This is a genomic window from Aquihabitans sp. G128, from assembly GCF_019048865.1.
Classification (GTDB): Bacteria; Actinomycetota; Acidimicrobiia; order Acidimicrobiales; family Iamiaceae; genus Aquihabitans.
Genome location: NZ_CP077604.1, coordinates 3,808,521 through 3,824,069 on the forward strand (window position 1 = coordinate 3,808,521; position 15,549 = coordinate 3,824,069).

At 73.7% G+C, this 15,549-nt stretch carries 13 protein-coding genes; 6 read left to right on the top strand and 7 right to left on the bottom strand.

Going from position 1 to position 15,549, the window contains the following annotated elements; genetic code table 11:
* The first annotated feature begins 100 nt into the window (after positions 1-100).
* Together KSP35_RS26150 and KSP35_RS18280 are read left to right on the top strand one after the other, a co-directional pair.
* Complete coding sequence (locus KSP35_RS26150; RefSeq protein ID WP_371748993.1) at positions 101-292, top strand: hypothetical protein; 192 nt, start codon at positions 101-103, stop codon at positions 290-292.
* Between the two features lie 604 nt (positions 293-896).
* A complete protein-coding gene (locus KSP35_RS18280; RefSeq protein ID WP_216997213.1) occupies positions 897-1,517 on the top strand; it encodes a glycosyltransferase family 4 protein in 621 nt (206 codons plus the stop codon).
* Here KSP35_RS18280 and KSP35_RS18285 read toward each other — a convergent pair.
* Together KSP35_RS18285 and KSP35_RS18290 are read right to left on the bottom strand one after the other, a co-directional pair.
* On the bottom strand, positions 1,445-2,368 hold the full coding sequence (locus KSP35_RS18285) for a hypothetical protein (protein WP_216997214.1): 924 nt from the start codon (positions 2,366-2,368) through the stop codon (positions 1,445-1,447). The two genes, KSP35_RS18280 and KSP35_RS18285, sit on opposite strands and share 73 nt — an antisense overlap.
* Positions 2,356-2,556: a hypothetical protein gene (locus KSP35_RS18290; protein WP_216997215.1), complete on the bottom strand. Its 201-nt coding sequence runs from the start codon at positions 2,554-2,556 to the stop codon at positions 2,356-2,358. The genes KSP35_RS18285 and KSP35_RS18290 overlap by 13 nt, the downstream gene beginning before the upstream one ends.
* An 83-nt stretch (positions 2,557-2,639) precedes the next feature.
* Here KSP35_RS18290 and KSP35_RS18295 point away from each other — a divergent pair, with 83 nt between their 5' ends.
* Both KSP35_RS18295 and KSP35_RS18300 read left to right on the top strand, forming a co-directional pair.
* Positions 2,640-3,305 (top strand): ABC transporter ATP-binding protein, encoded by a 666-nt coding sequence (locus KSP35_RS18295; RefSeq protein ID WP_216997216.1) that lies wholly within the window; start codon positions 2,640-2,642, stop codon positions 3,303-3,305.
* Positions 3,302-4,060 carry a hypothetical protein gene (locus KSP35_RS18300; RefSeq protein WP_216997217.1) on the top strand — a complete coding sequence of 253 codons (759 nt, stop codon included), beginning with the start codon at positions 3,302-3,304 and terminating at the stop codon, positions 4,058-4,060. The genes KSP35_RS18295 and KSP35_RS18300 overlap by 4 nt, the downstream gene beginning before the upstream one ends.
* Before the next feature lie 16 nt (positions 4,061-4,076).
* On the opposite strand, the gene KSP35_RS18305 is transcribed toward KSP35_RS18300, so the two are convergent.
* Positions 4,077-4,850: a bifunctional 2-polyprenyl-6-hydroxyphenol methylase/3-demethylubiquinol 3-O-methyltransferase UbiG gene (locus tag KSP35_RS18305; RefSeq protein ID WP_216997218.1), complete on the bottom strand. Its 774-nt coding sequence runs from the start codon at positions 4,848-4,850 to the stop codon at positions 4,077-4,079.
* Positions 4,850-7,087 carry an N-acetylneuraminate synthase family protein gene (locus KSP35_RS18310; RefSeq protein ID WP_216997219.1) on the bottom strand — a complete coding sequence of 746 codons (2,238 nt, stop codon included), beginning with the start codon at positions 7,085-7,087 and terminating at the stop codon, positions 4,850-4,852. The genes KSP35_RS18305 and KSP35_RS18310 overlap by 1 nt, the downstream gene beginning before the upstream one ends.
* 175 nt (positions 7,088-7,262) lie before the next feature.
* Between KSP35_RS18310 and KSP35_RS18315 the strand changes: the two genes are divergently transcribed.
* Positions 7,263-8,180 (top strand): GNAT family N-acetyltransferase, encoded by a 918-nt coding sequence (locus tag KSP35_RS18315; protein WP_216997220.1) that lies wholly within the window; start codon positions 7,263-7,265, stop codon positions 8,178-8,180.
* Positions 8,181-8,426: 246 nt separating this feature from the next.
* On the top strand, positions 8,427-8,855 hold the full coding sequence (locus tag KSP35_RS18320) for an N-acetyltransferase (RefSeq protein WP_216997221.1): 429 nt from the start codon (positions 8,427-8,429) through the stop codon (positions 8,853-8,855).
* A gap of 16 nt (positions 8,856-8,871) precedes the next feature.
* On the opposite strand, the gene KSP35_RS18325 is transcribed toward KSP35_RS18320, so the two are convergent.
* Genes KSP35_RS18325 through KSP35_RS18335 form a run of 3 tightly spaced genes read right to left on the bottom strand, consistent with a single transcriptional unit; the run spans position 8,872 to position 15,160 of the window.
* Positions 8,872-11,076 (bottom strand): cytidylyltransferase domain-containing protein, encoded by a 2,205-nt coding sequence (locus KSP35_RS18325; protein WP_216997222.1) that lies wholly within the window; start codon positions 11,074-11,076, stop codon positions 8,872-8,874.
* A gap of 1 nt (position 11,077) precedes the next feature.
* Positions 11,078-12,820 (bottom strand): polysaccharide biosynthesis tyrosine autokinase, encoded by a 1,743-nt coding sequence (locus KSP35_RS18330; RefSeq protein ID WP_216997223.1) that lies wholly within the window; start codon positions 12,818-12,820, stop codon positions 11,078-11,080.
* Positions 12,821-12,877: 57 nt separating this feature from the next.
* Positions 12,878-15,160: a glycosyltransferase gene (locus KSP35_RS18335; protein ID WP_216997224.1), complete on the bottom strand. Its 2,283-nt coding sequence runs from the start codon at positions 15,158-15,160 to the stop codon at positions 12,878-12,880.
* Between the last annotated feature and the right edge of the window lie 389 nt (positions 15,161-15,549).

Consider the following 15,549-nt stretch of genomic DNA (forward strand, 5'->3'; position numbering starts at 1 on the left):
CGCTGGCCCGCCACGTGCCCCCCCCGATCGGATCCCGCTGGCCAAGAAGGGCTTCACCGTCCCGCTCGGCCGCTGGCTGCGCGAAGACCTGCGCCCCGTGGTGGAGGATCGGCTCCTCGGGCCCGACGCCTTCCCCGGCGGGGCCTTCGACCGCGCGGCGCTGCGCAGCTGGTACCAGGAGCACCTCGATGGCCGCGACCGCACGCGGGGGCTCTGGAACCTGCTCGCCCTGCAGCTCTGGGCCGACGTCCACTGCCGGCCGCTCGCTTCCACGCCGATGGGGCCGGCGTGAGGCGCGTGACCCTGGTGGTGAACCGCCACGACGCCGTCTCGGAGACCTTCCAGCGCGCCCTGGCCACGATGCTCGCCGAGGGCGGCCACCAGGTCACCGTGCACGCGCTGCGGCCCGGTCCGGCGACCGCGCTCGACGGCGTGGCCACCTCGTGCGGCCTGCCGCCGCTGCGGGCCGGGAGCCTGCTGCCGTTGGCGGTGCGGGCGGCAGGGGGTCGCCAGCCCGGCCTCGCCGTGGCGGCTCGTCGAGCGCGCCCGGTTCGGCGCCACGGAGCGGGCGGCACGGGCCGCCCTCGCGGCCGGACCGATCCTCGGCACCGAGCCCGACGTCGTGCACCTCGGGTTCAGCGGCCTCGGCGTGGCGCTGGCCGACGCCCTCGACCTGCTGGAGGAGACCCAGCTGGTGGTGAGCTGCCGAGGCACCGACGAGCTGGTCCGGCCGCTGCTCGACCCCGATCGGGCCACCGGCCTGGCTCGCCTCGTCCAGCGGGTGGATCGCGTCCACGTGGTGGCGACGGCGGTCGGCGATGCGGTGGTGGCGCTCGGTGCCGACCCCGGCGCGGTGCGGGTCATCCGCCCGGCGGTCGACCTCGAAGCGGTGGCCGGTGCGCGCGCCTCGCGCTCCCGGCGTCCCGCTGCGCCTGGTGGTCGTGGCCCGGCTGCAGCCCGCAAAGGGGATCGAGGACGCGCTGGCCGCGCTGGCCATCGTCCGGGCCGGCGGCACCGACGCCCGGCTGCGCATCGTGGGCGACGGCCCCCACCGGGACGCGCTGCGGCTGCGGGTGGCCCGCACCGGTCTGGGCGACCACGTCGACCTCGTCGGACCGCTGGCACCGGAGGCCGTGCGCGCCGAGCTGGCCGCCGCCGACGCCTTCGTCTCACCCAGCCTCTCCGAAGGGATCAGCAACGGCGTGCTGGAGGCGATGGCCACCGGTGTGGCGGTGATCAGCACCGAGGTGGGTGGGATGGCCGAGGTGGTCACCGACGGCGTCGACGGGCGCCTCGTCCCCGCCGGGCGCCCCGACCGGCTGGCGGCGGCGCTGCTGGAGGTGCTGGGCGACGAGGGGGCGAGGCGAGACCTGGCGGCCGCGGGGCGGGAGCGGGTGGAGGCCGCCTTCGGGCGCTCCCGCCAGCGGGCGGAGTGGCTGGCGGTCTACGACGAGCTGGCGATGGAAGCCCGGCGGAGCGCATCTTCTAGCGTGGACCGCTCGGAGGGGACCACATGATGAAGCGTTCTGGTGCACCACGGCGCCCCAAGGGGATCGGCCTGGTCGAGATCTACCGGCCGTACTTCGCCGGCGAGGGCCGTTCGATCGTGGCCCAGGCCGCGGCGGCCTTCCTCGGCGGCATGTCCGAGGCCCTGCTGCTGGTCGTCATCGCCCGGCTGGCCTTCACCATCGGAGGCGACGCCGCCCCGTCGATCGGCATCGGCCCGCTCGACGGCATCAAGGTCAGCATCGGCACCCTCTTCGTGGTGGCCGTGGTGCTGGGGTCGCTGCGGTTCGCCATGCAGACCGTCTCGGCCCAGCTCAGCTCGCGGCAGACGGCGCGGCTCACCGTGCGCCTGCGGGCCGAGACGTTCCACGACTACGCCCTGGCTTCCTGGGCGGCTCAGTCGGAGATCGACGAAGCGGCGGTGCAGGACCTCGTCATCCGCCGGGTGGGCCGCCTGGCCGGCGCCATCATCGTGGTGTCGGGCTCGTTCACCACCACCTTCGGGCTCCTGGCGCTGTTGGCCTCGGCCATCGCCATCGATCCGCTCTCGGCCGTGCTGGTGGTGGCCACCGGATCCGGCCTGTTCCTGGCCCTGCGCCCGCTCAGCAAGCTGGCCAAGCGCCACTCGGGCAGCCAGGTCGCCGCCGGCCTCAAGTTCGCCAAGGAGTCGCTGGAGGCGATCAACGTCAGCCTCGAGATCCGAGCGTTCGGCGTGAACGCCCAGGTGGCGCAACGGCTGGACGAGTCCACCCGCGAGGAAGCCCGCTCGATCTACGTGACCACGTTCCTCGCCCGCTTCCTGGGCGCGGCCTACCAGCTCGCGGCGGTCGCCATCGTCCTGGTGGGGCTCTACGCCGTCCACGCCGTGATCGATCGGCCGCTGGCCTCGCTGAGCGCCATCGTGGTGATCCTGGTGCGGTCGATGAACCTGGCCAGCACCCTGCAGGGCTCGTACCACTCCGCCGCCGAGTCGGCGCCGTACGCCGAGACGCTGAGCAGCGACCGCGCCGGCCTCCGGGCCTCCACGCCGACGTCCGGCTCCGTGGCCACGCCCCGCCACCCGGAGCTGCGCTTCGACGACGTGTCGTACCGCTACCAGTCCGAAGCCGACGCACCGAACGCGCTTCGAGGGGGTGTCGTTCACCATCGCCCCGGGCGAGGCCATCGGCATCATCGGGCCCTCCGGCAGCGGCAAGTCGACCCTCATCCAGCTCATCCTCCGCCTGCGCGAGCCGTCCTCGGGGCGCTACCTCGTCGACGGCATCGAGGCCGGCGAGCTCGAGGACGACGCCTGGTTCCGCGAGGTCGCCTTCGTCCCCCAGGACTGCCGGGTGATCAGCGCGTCGATCCGCGACAACATCCGCTTCTTCCGCCCGCACCTCACCGACGACGAGGTCGTGGAGGCAGCCAAGCGGGCCCACGTCCACGAGGAGATCGTGGCCATGCCCGAGGGCTACGACACCGTGCTCAGCAGCCGTGGCGGCGGTCTCTCGGGCGGGCAGCGCCAGCGCGTGGCGCTGGCCCGGGCGCTGGCCACCACGCCGAGCATCCTCGTGCTCGACGAGCCCACCAGCGCCCTCGACATGCGCAGCGAGGCCCTCGTCCACGAGACGCTCACCAAGCTGCAGGGCTCGGTCACGCTGCTGGTGATCGCCCACCGCCTCTCGACGCTCAAGACCTGCGACCGGATCATGGTGTTCGGCGCCGGCGAGCTCCAGGCGTTCGGCGACCGGGCCACGCTCGAGACCGAGAACGAGTTCTACCGATCGGCCATCGAGCTGTCGAGGCTGCGGTCGTGATCGTGCGGCGGCGGGCGGTCCGCGAGGGCACCGCGGTGCACTGGCGGTTCCGGCCCCGGCCGGGCAGCGACTACGTGGCCAGCGGCTTCGCGCTCGGAGCGGTCATCGACCTCGTCGAGCGCCGGCGGCCGGCGTCCATCCTCGAGGTGGGAGCCGGCATCGGCACCCTGACCACGGCGGTGGCGGAAGCCGCCATCCGGGTCGGGCTCGAGCCGTCCCAGGTGGCGGTCGAGGAGATCGACTTCTGCCTCGAGCAGCTCGACGCCAACCTCGGGTCGCTGGGCGACCGTGTGCGCATCGTCCGGCGGGCGGCCGACGTCCCCGCCGAGGTCGCGCCGTACGAGCTCGTGGTGATCGACGGCGGAGCCACCACCGACCTCCTGCCCGAGGACCAGCCGGGCTGGACCGCGCAGGACGAGCGCGCCGAGGTGGCGGCGTGGATCGGCCGGCTCGCACCGGGGGCGATCGTGGTGGTCGAGAACGAGCGGGCGCCGCAGCGCTCCCACATCGAGGCCGAGGCCACCCGCCCGTACCGCCACGAGCACGTGCGTCCGGTGGACGGCAGCCCGGGGCTCCACCTCTACCAGTTCGACCCGACGCCGGGGCTGCAGGCTCGGGCCCGCGTGCGCGACGCGGTCCGGGCCCTCTGGTTCCCGAGGGGCCTGCGGCTCCTGCGGCGGGCGCACCTCGTGGTGCTGCGCCGTTCGGGCCCGGATCGGGCTGCCGTGGCGCCGGGCGGCGACAGCGGGGCCTGAGCCTCGCCCCCGGCCCTCAGGCGCCGTGGGGCCGGTCGAGGTGCCAGAAGCGGTCGTCGTCGCCGGAGAGCGCGGCGTGGCGGTGCAGGTCCGGGGTGAACCGGTCCGTCCACAGGTCCTCGGTCACGTCGACCCCGGCCCCGCGCCAGCGGTCGAGCAGGTCGGCGCCGTAGATGCGGACGTGGTCCGACTGCCCGTAGAGCCGCTCGTAGTCGGCCGGGTCGGCGCCCTCGACCTCGAAGGTGTCCGGGCGGGCGTCATCCCGGGGGACCACGACGAGGACCTCGCCGTCCGGGGCGGTGATGCGCACGAGCTCGCGCACGGCGGCGCGGTCGTCCGGGACGTGCTCGAGCACGTGGAAGCAGACCACGAGGTCGAAGCTGGCCTCGCCGAAGGGCAGGGCGGTGAGGTCGCCGAGCACGCGGGCCCGGGGCGAGGAGAGGTCGAGGCTGGTGTAGGTGTAGCCCAGCTGGACGGCGAGCGGCTCGACGGTGTGGATCGGCGCGACCTCGAGGAGCCGGGTGCCGGGGGGCACCGGTCCCCGGCGGTTCAGGGCGATGGCGAGCGCGCGATAGCGCTCGCTCGAGCCGCAGGAGGGGCAGATCCGGTTCGGCCGGCGCGGCTTGGTGGAGGACTCGAAGCGCTGGCCGGACCACCCGCACACGGGGCAGCGCACGCGGTCGCCGACCGCGAGCAGCCGGACGTGGGCCTGGCGGCTGAGCCGCCGCTTCCGGCGCCGGAGGGCCGACAGGGCGCGGTCGACGTCGACGCGGCGATCGGGGCGAACCATCAGAACCATGCCTCCAGGCGATCGAGGGCCATCCAGAACCCTTCTCCGTCGTTCTTGTGGCCCTGCCAGATCTCGGGGATGAACGCCACCCCCGGTGCCAGGCGGTCGAGCTGCTCGGCCAGCACGGGCCAGTCGATGTCGCCGTCGCCGACCTGGATCCCCTCGCCGTCGGAGCCGGTGGCGTCGACGAGGTGCAGGTGGCGCACGTGCGGCCCCAGCGTCTCGACGAACGTGGCGAAGGAGGTCCCGCGGTGGTTGCACGCCAGCTTGGAGTGCGACACGTCGAGGCACAGCCCGATGTCGGCGTCGCGGGCGAAGCGGGCGGTGTCCTCGGGATCGACGAACAGGTTGCAGTGGAGCTGGCCGCCCAGGTACCACGGGAACGGCGGCAAGGTCTGGGCGACGAGCTCGACGCCGGTGCGGTCGAGGCGATCGAGGCCGGCTCGGACCCGGTCGTAGCGGGCCTGGCGCTCGGTGGCGGCGAGGGGCGCGTCGGCGGTGAAGCCGCCCAGGCTCACGATCACCGTGGGGCGCTCGGTGCTGGGGAACAGCGGCTTCATCCGGCGGGTCAGCTCGAGGCACCGGTCGAGCTCGAAGATCGAGCGCTCCCACCACTCGTCGTCGGTCGAGGCCAGGTTGAGGATGTGGTCCCCGCGGAACAGGTCCGGGCTGTGGACCGCGAAGTCACAGGTCTGCGGGCCCTTGACGTAGGTCTCGGGGTCGAGGTCCATGTCCTGGTACGACAGGTGGAACTCCACGAAGTCGGGCGCGGCCCGCTGGAGCATGGCGTCGAAGTCGTGGTAGCGGACCGGCAGGCCCCAGGGGCGGCGGAACGCATAGGGCCGGGGCTCGACCCGGTCGGCGTCGAGGTCCGACGGGTAGAAGCAGGTGCCCGCCGCCACCGAGCGGGTGAGCACGTGGCCGATCAGGTCGTTGCGGCGGTTGGGCTGGAGGCCCCGGCCCGGGCCCTGGACGGCGATGTCGGAGCGGGTGACCGTGGCTCCGGCGGCCAGGTCCCGCACGGCCACGAGGCTCTTCGCCAACGTCACGCGGTTCATGGCCTCGCCCTGGCTGATCGAGCGGCTGCGGGGGGAGCCGAGCGACTCCTCCAGCTGGCGGACCTCGGTGACCATGCGGGCCAGCTCGTCCGGCAGCAGGCTGACCTTGTGGTCGTTGCCCTCCATGGAGCGGTCGACGGTGAGGTGCTTCTCGATGATGCGGGCGCCGAGGGCGACCGAGGCCACCGGCACGTGCCAGCCCCGCTCGTGGCCGCTGTAGCCCACCGGGCAGGCGCCGAGCTGGCGGAGGCGCTCGAGGTACCGGAGGTTCACGTCCTTGTAGGGCGCCGGATAGGTCGAGTTGCAGTGCAGCAGGGCGTAGGCCGCGCCGTGCTGCTGGAGCACCGCGACGGCCTCGCGGATCTCGGCCTCGGTGGACATGCCGGTGGACACCAGCACCGGCTTGCCGGTGGCCGCCACCGCGGCGACGAGGTCGTGGTTCGTGAGGTCCGCCGAGGCCACCTTGTAGCCCGGGATCCCGTAGCCCTCCAGCACGGCCACGCTCTCGTGGTCCCACGGCGTGCACAGCGGGACCAGGCCCCGGCTCCGGCAGTGGTCGAAGGCGGTGAACATCTCGTCGTTGGTGAGCTGGAACTTGTCGAGCAGCTCCCGCGTGTACTGCGAGCCGAGGTCCTCGCCGGCCCGGTCGCTGGCGCCGTAGAGCGAGCCGAGGTCGCGGAGCTGGAACTTGGCGCTGTCGGCACCGGCATCGGCGGCGTGGTCGATGAGGGCGAGGGCGGTCGCCAGCGAACCGTTGTGGTTGATGCCGATCTCGGCGATCACGAACGTCGGCTGGTCCTCGCCGATGGTGCGGCCATCGAGCTCCAGGCGGCCGGTCCGCGACGACGCGACCCCCACGAGGTGGCCCTGGTCGTCGACGAGGGGGATGTGGGCGATGCGGTCGTCGAGGAGGCCCTCCAGCTCCGCGGGGCCGGCCGACGCGGGCGCGGTCCGCGGCGACCGGTTGGCGATGTCGCGCACCGGTCGGTGCAGGTCGAGGTCGGCCTGGTCGACCACCCAGCGGCGGAAGTCGCCGTCGGTGAGCACGCCGACGAGGCGGCCGTCGGGCTCGACGCAGAACACCGCACCGTGGCGGTTCGCCGAGATCTGGGCCAGGGCGTCCAGCACCGGGGCGTCGGCGGCGCACGACCAGGAACGGAGGTCTCGGGCGATGATCATCGGTGCACGTCCGTTCGTGGCTGCTGGTGCAGCGGGCCAACGGCGCGCGCTGCTCGTTGCTGGTTCACGACACGGCTCCCCTCCGTCCGGCTCCACAGCCGCCTGGCAACCCTACTGCCGAGCGGCCCGCGATCCAGACGGCGGGAGGGCGCAGCGGCTGTGCCATGCTCGGTCGATGACCACACCAGGGCCGGCACCGGCGTGGCTCGCCGGCCTCGAGGCCCAGGGCATGTCGACCACGTGGTCGCCGGCTGGCCACTGCTGGGTGCGCTTCAAGCGGGTCGCGCACCTCCGCTACCCCACGAACGACCTCGCGCCGCTCGGGGCCGACGAGCGACGGGCGCTGCTGTGGCGCCGTCGCATGGCCGTCCTGCAGTACCACGAGCCGGCGGGCATCGAGCGGGCCAACGCCTCCCTCTACCTCTGCACCACGCGGGACTACGGCATCGACGTGCTGAGCAGCAACAACCGCTCGAAGGTGCGGCGGGGCCTCAAGCGCTTCGAGGTGCGCGAGACCTCGGCCGCCGAGGTCCTGGCCGCCGGCTACCCCAGCTACGCCGACACCCGGGCCCGCCACGGCTCCGGGGCCATGACGCCCGAGCAGTTCCGGGCGAACTGGGAGCGCCAGCTCGAGGTGCCGGGACGGGAGATCTGGGCCGCCTGGGCGGGCGCGGAGATCGCCGCGTTCGGCACCGTGCACCGCTGCGGGCGGTGGGCGTCGATCAGCGCCACCGTCTCCGACCGCGCCCACCTGCGGGACTACCCCAACCACGCCCTGTTCTTCACGATGCTCGAGCACCTGATGGCCGACCCGTCGGTGGAGAGCGTCTCCTACGGCCTCAGCTCGCTGCGCGCCGAGACGGCTCGGGAGTCGCTGCACAGCTTCAAGGTCAGCATCGGGCTCGAAGCCGTACCGGTCGTGCGCAAGGTGGTCCTGCACCCCCTCCTGCGCCCGGCCGTGAACCACGGTTCGCTGGCCGTGGCCGGCGCGGCGGCCCGGCGGGCCCCGGAGGCGAGGCTGCCGAAGGCCGCGCGGGCGGCGCTCGAGTTCCTGCTGGAGCCCGACGCCGACGGCGCGGACGACGCACCGTGACCGGGCCCGGCGCCGCGGGCGCCGGAGCCCGATCGGCCTCCCCGCAGGACGTGCCGCGGGTGGCCGAGCTCCACCGAGCCGTCTTCCCCGAGTACCAGAGCAGCCAGCTCGGACCGGCCTTCTGTCGGAGGCTGGTGGCCCGCTACCTGGCCGATCCGGCCACCGACGTCCTCGTGGTCGACGGGCCCTCGGGCCCGGTGGGCTACCTCGTGGGTGGACCGCCGTCGGTCCAGCGCCGCACCAACGATGCCCTCGCGCCCTGGGCGGTGCTCGCCGCAGCTGCTCGCGCCGCCCGATCCCCGAAGCGCGCTGCGGGGCGCCGGGCCGGCCTGGCGCCGGGCCCGACGGGTGCTGGGCTCGCTGGCTGGTCGAGCTCGAGGGCGGGTCGAGCCGCCGGCCCCGCCGTCGGTCGGAGCACCCGACGCAGAGGTCGAGGCCGACACCCGCGTGGTCCTCGTCGGCGTGGCGCTCGAGGCCCGCGGCGCCGGTGCGGTCGATGCGCTGCTGGGGGAGTTCGCCCGCCGCTCGGTGCAGCGGGGCCACCGCCGGGCCGACCTGCTGGTGGTCGCCGACAACCCGGCTGCCCTCCGGGCCTACGAGCGCAACGGCTGGCGGGACGGCGGCGCTGCGGGCGCCGGCACCGTGCGCTACCTGCTCGACCTCGCGCCGGGCTGACCCGACGAGGGTGCCGTCAGCCCGGCTGGCGGCCGTGGAGCCGGGCGATCGCCCGCTCGGCAGGGTCCAGGTCCTCCGGTCGATCGATGTCGACGCCGCCGCCTGGCGTCTCGAAGGCGATCATCCGGGCGCCCGACATCGAGCCGGCGACCACCACGGGAGCGCGGACGACGTCGATCACCCCGTCGTGGACCCATGCCGGGGGCAGCGCTTGGCGAGGCTCGTTGAAGCGCTCGGCCTCGAGGGTGCCCAGCAGCGGGCGCAGCAGGCCCTCGGCGTCGATCTCGTAGGTCTTCCACGGGGTGATCGGCGCCGGGCTCACCGAGCGCACGGAGGTGGCCGACGGGTCGGCGCGCAGCGCGGCGACCGCCTGGTCGACGAGGCCGGGCGGCCGGGCCGGCGACGTGGGCCGGAGGTGCACGACCAGGCTCGGCTGGTCGCCGCCCGAGGCCTCGATCCAGGAGAGCGCGTGCTGGAACACGGGCAGGTCGGTGACCAGGTCCCCGGCGAGCTCGGCGGGCCGGAGGAACGGCACCTCGGCGCCGAGCTGGCGCGCCGTGGCAGCGATCTCCTCGTCATCGGTCGAGACGATGACCCGGTCGACCGCTGGCGCGGCCAGCGCGGCATCGATGGACCAGGCGATCAGGGGGCGACCGCCCACGAGGACCAGGTTCTTGCGGGGGATCCCGACGCTGCCGCCGCGCGCCGGGATGAGGGCGAGGACGCTCACCGGGCCACGGCGGCCAGGGGGATCGGTGCCGGCGGCGAGCTCATCGGGGGGCGCGCCCGGACGGGCATCCGGACCGACCACGCGGATGAAGGCGAAGGCGAAGGCGATGGGGATCGCGACCACCCGCATGTTGGCGTAGAACATCTGCGCCACGCCCCAGGCCAGGAAGGTGACGCAGGTGGCGCGCGAGGTCCCCGACCGCCGGTAGGCCTGCAGCGAGAGGGCTGCGAACACCACGATCGAGCCCAGCCCGGCCAGCCCGTGCTCGCTCAGCATCCGGGTGAACTCGGTGTGCGAGGAGCCCTCGTTGGCGCACTTGTCCGTGCGCAGCTGGCACAGGTCGTAGGGCAGGCGGGAGTACCGGCTCATGCCCGGGCCCACGCCGAACGCGAGGTGGGACTTGAAGATCTCGACGTCGTTGGTGGCGAGGCCGGTGCGCCCCGACGACGTGTCCTCGAAGCGCTCCTTGAACTTGCCGTCGGTGAAGGCGTCGAGGCGCGGGACGATCAGGTAGTAGCCGACCGCGAAGGCGACGCCCACCACCAGGATCACCTTCCGTCGACCGTCGCGGCTGGTGGACTGGGCGATCACCAGCGCGCCGAGGGCGATGGCCGTGGCGAACATGCCGCCTCGGCTGAAGGTCAGCAGGCTCTGCACGGTGGCGAGGAACGCCAGGCCAGCGGCCATGATCCGGGCCACCAGGTCGACCTCGTTGAGGAACAGGAGGATGGCGGCGAGGACGGTGAGGCCCATCACCGACGACACCTGCACCGGTCCGAAGCCACCGCTGGTGATGAAGTTCGACTCGCTGCCGAACTCGATCGAGCCCTGGGTGGCGATGGTGTCGTTGATGGCCGTGAGGGCGATCGCCAGCGGGCCGACGCCGCCGATGGCCAGGATCCAGAGCAGGCGGCGGTAGAACCACGGCTGGATGGCCATGGGGGAGAGCAGCAGGACCATGGCGGTCAGGGCCGCCGGACCGGCCAGGGCGAAGGCCACCGGCTGGCGGAACGAGCCGCCGCCGACCGTGGACACCGTGACGACGATGGAGGGGAGCAGGAGGGCGAAGTAGAACATCGCCGTCCGCCCGGGCTTGGCGATCGTGCGCACCACCGTGAAGGAGGTGGCGACGGCGAGGATCATCGTGAGGTAGGCCGCCGTGTACTGCGGCACGGGTGCTCGGGTCTGGCGCCACACGATCTCCGCGCCCGGCAGGTAGGCGATGATCGACAGCGACAGCAGGGGGTTGCGGCGCAGCACCGCCCACCCGCCCAAGGCCAGCAGGCCGGCCGCCTGGACGAGGCCGAGGCGGGGTGACTGGCTCATGGCCCGGGCCAGGGCGGCCTGGGCCAGCATGAGGCCGAGGAGGAGCATCCACCGGGGGATGGCCAGCTTCCGGCGGTGCTCGGCGAAGGTGAGCACCTCGCCGGCGCGCGGCCCGGCGGTCCGGAGGTCGGTGGCGGAGGTCCCCGTCACCGGGACGAGGTCCACCTCAGCGACGGTCCTGGATCGGCTCTCGCTCTGCGGCAGGCGGATCCTCCGGAAGGTGGTCGAAGTCGGCCACCGGGACGTCGGCGGCCTGGCGGTGGAGGAACCGGCCGATGATCGGCATCCGCGACCGGCGGACGTAGCCGTAGTACTCGTAGAGCGAGCCGTAGGTGTCCTCGGCGGCCACGCCGTTGAGGACGGTCCCGAGCAGCGGGGAGGAGACCTGGCGCAGCATCTCGACGCCGCGGCGGGCGGTGCGCCGGCTGGTGCGGTTGGCCGAGGCCAGGAAGATGGTGGCGTCGACGACGCGGCTCAGCACCAGGGCATCGGTGACCGGCAGCACCGGCGGGCAGTCGAGGAAGACCACCGAGTACTCCTCGGTGAGCGAGCGGATGATGCTGGCCGAGCGGTCCAGGCTCAGCAGCTCCGACGGGTTCGGGGGCCGGGGGCCGGAGGCCAGCACGCTGATGTTGGGGTGGATCGGCGACTGCTGCACCGCCTCGGCGAGCGTGAGGTCGCCGAGGACCACGGAGGTGAAGCCGATGCTGCCGTCGACCTGCATGAACTGGTGCAAGCGGGGCTTGCGGAGGTCGCAGCCCACCACGCACACCCGCTTGCCGGCCTGGGCGAAGGCCAGGGCCAGGTTCGACAGCAGGGTGGTCTTGCCCTCGCCGGCACCGGAGCTGGTGATCTGGATCAGGTTCATGGGCCGCTCGAGCGCGGCGTACTGGATGGCCGTGCGGAGGCCTCGATAGGACTCGGCCGCCGCCGACATGGGGGCGGCGATGGTGGCGAGGTGGGGCCGGCGGGCATCTCGCCACGTGGGGTCGAGGGGGACCATGCCGATGGTGGGCAGGTCCTTGACCGCTCGCTCGAGGTCGGCCTTCGTGCGCAGCGAGTCGTCGAACTGGTCTCGGACGAACGCGAGGCCCACGCCCAGGAACAGCCCGATCACGAGGGACTGGACGGCGTCGCGCACCGGCGTCGGCGAGACCGGCGTGCTCGGGGCGACGGCCGGGTTCAGCACCTGGACGCCGCCGGTGGTGGCCAGGCGCTCCGAGATCTGCAGGATCTGCAGCCGCTGGGTGTAGTCGGTGAGGCCGGCCTGGGCCTCGGCCCGCTCGGCGTCGGTCTGGGACTTCAACCGGTTCCGCGCCTCCAGCTTGGCGTCGTAGGCGGGGTCGGTGGTGGGCAGCTTCGCCAGCTCGTCGTCGAGCGCCACCAGGGGTTCGTCGATCTTGTTGATCTGGGCCTGGAAGTCGTCGACCTGCTGCTGGACGATGGTCTTGGTGGACGAGAGGTCGGCGAGGATCGCATCGAGCCGCACGTCTTGGTAGGTGCTGGCGTAGACGTTGGCCCGGCGGGCGGCCTCCCGGCCGGTGGTGGCCGTGGCCTGCAGGACGATGACGTCGTCCTCGCCGCCGGCGATGGCCCGCACCCCGATCGGGGAGCCGTAGGCCTTGGCCACGGCGACCTTGACCGTCCGGCTGTTGATGATGCGCAGCTCGTTCTGGAGCGCCCGCTGCGGGTCCGAGACCTGCTGGGTCGGCACCAGGATGTTCTCCGACGTCTTGGCCTGGAGCAGCATCTGGGTGGACGCCTGGTACTGCGGTGCGGCCCGGAGGTCGGTGAGCAGGGAGAGCCCGACGAGGACGACGACGGTGCCGGCGATCCACAGCCAGCGGCGCCGCAGCACCTCGAGGTACTCCCCGATGCTGACCTCAGTGGTGTCTTGTACCGAGTACATGCCATCTTCCCCGGGGCGGCCGGCCGGCCCCGTTGTCCGTTTGGACAGTATGACCGGTCAGCCGACGGCTCCCCGGTCGCGACGGAAGGCCGACCTGGGGCCCTCCCCTGCTCCCGGCCCACCGTCGGAGGGACGGATGAGCAACTGGTGGTATACCTCCTCGACGCGACGCGTGACCAACTCCTGGCCGAAGACGTCCCGGGCGGCGGCCCGGCCGCGATCGCCCATGGCGCGGCGGCCGTCGGGCCCGAGGTCGAGGACCTGCTGCAGCGCGGCGGCGAACTCGTGGGGGTCCCGGGGGACCGGGGCGAAGCCGACGTCGAGGTCGCGCACCGCCGTCATGATCTCGCCGGTGTCGCTGGCCACGAACGGCAGGCCGCTCGCCATGTACTCCAGGACGACCAGGGGGCCGGTCTCGTTCTTCGAGGCCAGGAAGGCCCCGTCGGCCCCGGCGAGGTAGCGCAGGGGCTCGTCGAGCGCGCCGGCGATGCGGACCTGGTCGCCGACGCCCAGGGCCTCGACCATGGCCATGCACCGCTCGTAGAAGGCGCGCTCCGCGCTGGTGCTCCCGATGAACACCAGCCCGATGCGCCGCCGCTGGTCCGGCGGGAGCTCGGCGAGGGCCCGGAGCGCCGTCGGGTGGTCCTTCTGCTGGCGGAAGTTGGCGACCATCGCGAGGACGACCTCCGTGCCCTGCAGGTCGAACGCGGCGCGGAGGTCGACCGGCTCGACGTCGTCGAAGCGTCGGAGGTCGACGCCGCTGCGGGCCAGGTGCACCCGGTCGGCGGGCATCCCGATGGCCGTGCGGGCCCAGCGGCAGAGGCGGCTGTCGACCCCGAGGTACTCGTCGACACCGATCCGCATCGCCTTGCGGAGGTCGGCGCCCGCCCGCCGGTCGAGGTGGAGGCGGCCGTAGTGGTCGTGGAACACGTGGGGCGTGTCGAGGAGCCCGGTCTGGCGGCAGAGCGCCACGATCTTCATGGTGCCGCGGCCGTGGGTGTGGATCACGTCGATGTCGGACCGGCGCACGAAGCGGGCGAAGCGCACCAGCCCGGCGACGTCCCACGTGGCCCGACGGCCGATGACCTCGACGGCGACGTCGTCCCGGAGGACGTCGTGCAGCGGACCGTCGTTGCGCGTGGCGCAGAAGGCCACCTCGTGGGTCCGGCGATCGAGCGAGTTGGCGATGTCGACCGCCACGCGCTCGGCCCCGCCGACCTCGAGGGTGTCGGTGACGGCGAGGACGCGGGTGGGCCGGACGGCGGTCACCGCCTCGCCTCGATCGCGTCGCGCACCGAGCGGGCGACGTCGGCGACGGCTCCGCCGAAGCCGATCGGTGAGCGGTCGTAGCCGCCGGAGCGGACCTCGGCGGCGATCGTGCGCAGGCGGCTCCCCAGGGGGGGCGTCCCGGTCGGCGCGGACCCGGTGGTGCCGGCTGATGGCCTCGAGCTCGTCGGCCTCCTCGAAGTCGCCGAGCAGGTCGGCTCGGCGGGCGGCCTCGGCGAGCTGCTCGGCGCGGACGCGGTGCTCGCGGACGGTGCTCTCCTGGGCGGGGCCGAACGCCTCTCGGGCGGCGCGGAGACGGCGGCGCCGGAGCTCGGCGGGCTCGAGGACCCCGGTCTGCTGGGCGGGGTGCACCCGGAACCCCAGGAGCGGCTCCGGCACGGCCTGGACGGTGCCCACGGCGGCGGCCACCAACGACAGCCACCGGTCGTGGCGCATGGGGGCGACGGGGTCCTCGAGCGACGTGGGGAACGGCAGGGCGGCGTCGACGGCGCGGCGTCGGACGGCCATCGTGCAGCCGGTGCTCAGGGCGCGGCGGGCGAACATCGGGCCGGGCACGATCTCGTTGGTCCGCAGGTAGCGGCCGATGCCTCGGCTGTCCCACAGGCGCCGCCCGATCGGGCGGCCGTCGGCGCCCAACAGGTCGGCGTCGGAGAAGACCAGCGTGAGGATCGGGTCCTGGTCGAGCAGGTCGACGAGGTGGGCCAGCTTCGCCGGGTACCAGACGTCGTCCTGGTCGGCGAGGGCGACGATGCGCCCGGAGCTCCGCTGCAGCGCGAGCTCGAAGTTGGCCGTCGAGCCCACCTGGTGGTCGTTCACCTCGAGCAGGACGGGGAACGGTGCGTCCTCGGCGAACGCCCGGACCAGGTCGACGGTGGCGTCGGTCGACCGGTCGTCCTGGACCACCAGCTCGTCCGGTGGGCGGTCCTGGGCAACCAGGGAGGCGAGCAGGTCGGGCAGCCACGCAGCGCCGTTCCAGGTGCAGAGGGCCACGGTGACCGAGGAACCGGGGCGCGGGGCGACGGCGGGGTCGATGGTTGCTGCGCTGTCGGTCACGGCCCTCCCTCCGAACCAGGGGACCGCAGCGTAGCGACGACGGGCCGCGTGCCCCGAGCCGTCGTCGCGCCGGTCGGGGCTCGGCGGCGGGCGAACACTAAGGTCGAACCCTCATGGCCACGGATCGGGAGGGACCGGTGGACGAGCGCATCGACGTGTTGTCGTGGGGCCCCGCCCCCACGTGGGACCTCGGCGCGACGGTGGTCCTGCCGGACCGCCTCGCCGCCGCGTCGGCGGCCGTCGACGCCCACCTCGCGGGCGACCCCGCACCGTGGACCCTGTTCTGGCACCCCCGCCTCGGCCCGCCGCCCGCCGCGACCGTGCGCGCCCTGGTCGACGGGGCCCAGGCCGACGTGTGGCACGCCGGCCTCGCGCTGGGCACGGCGGGC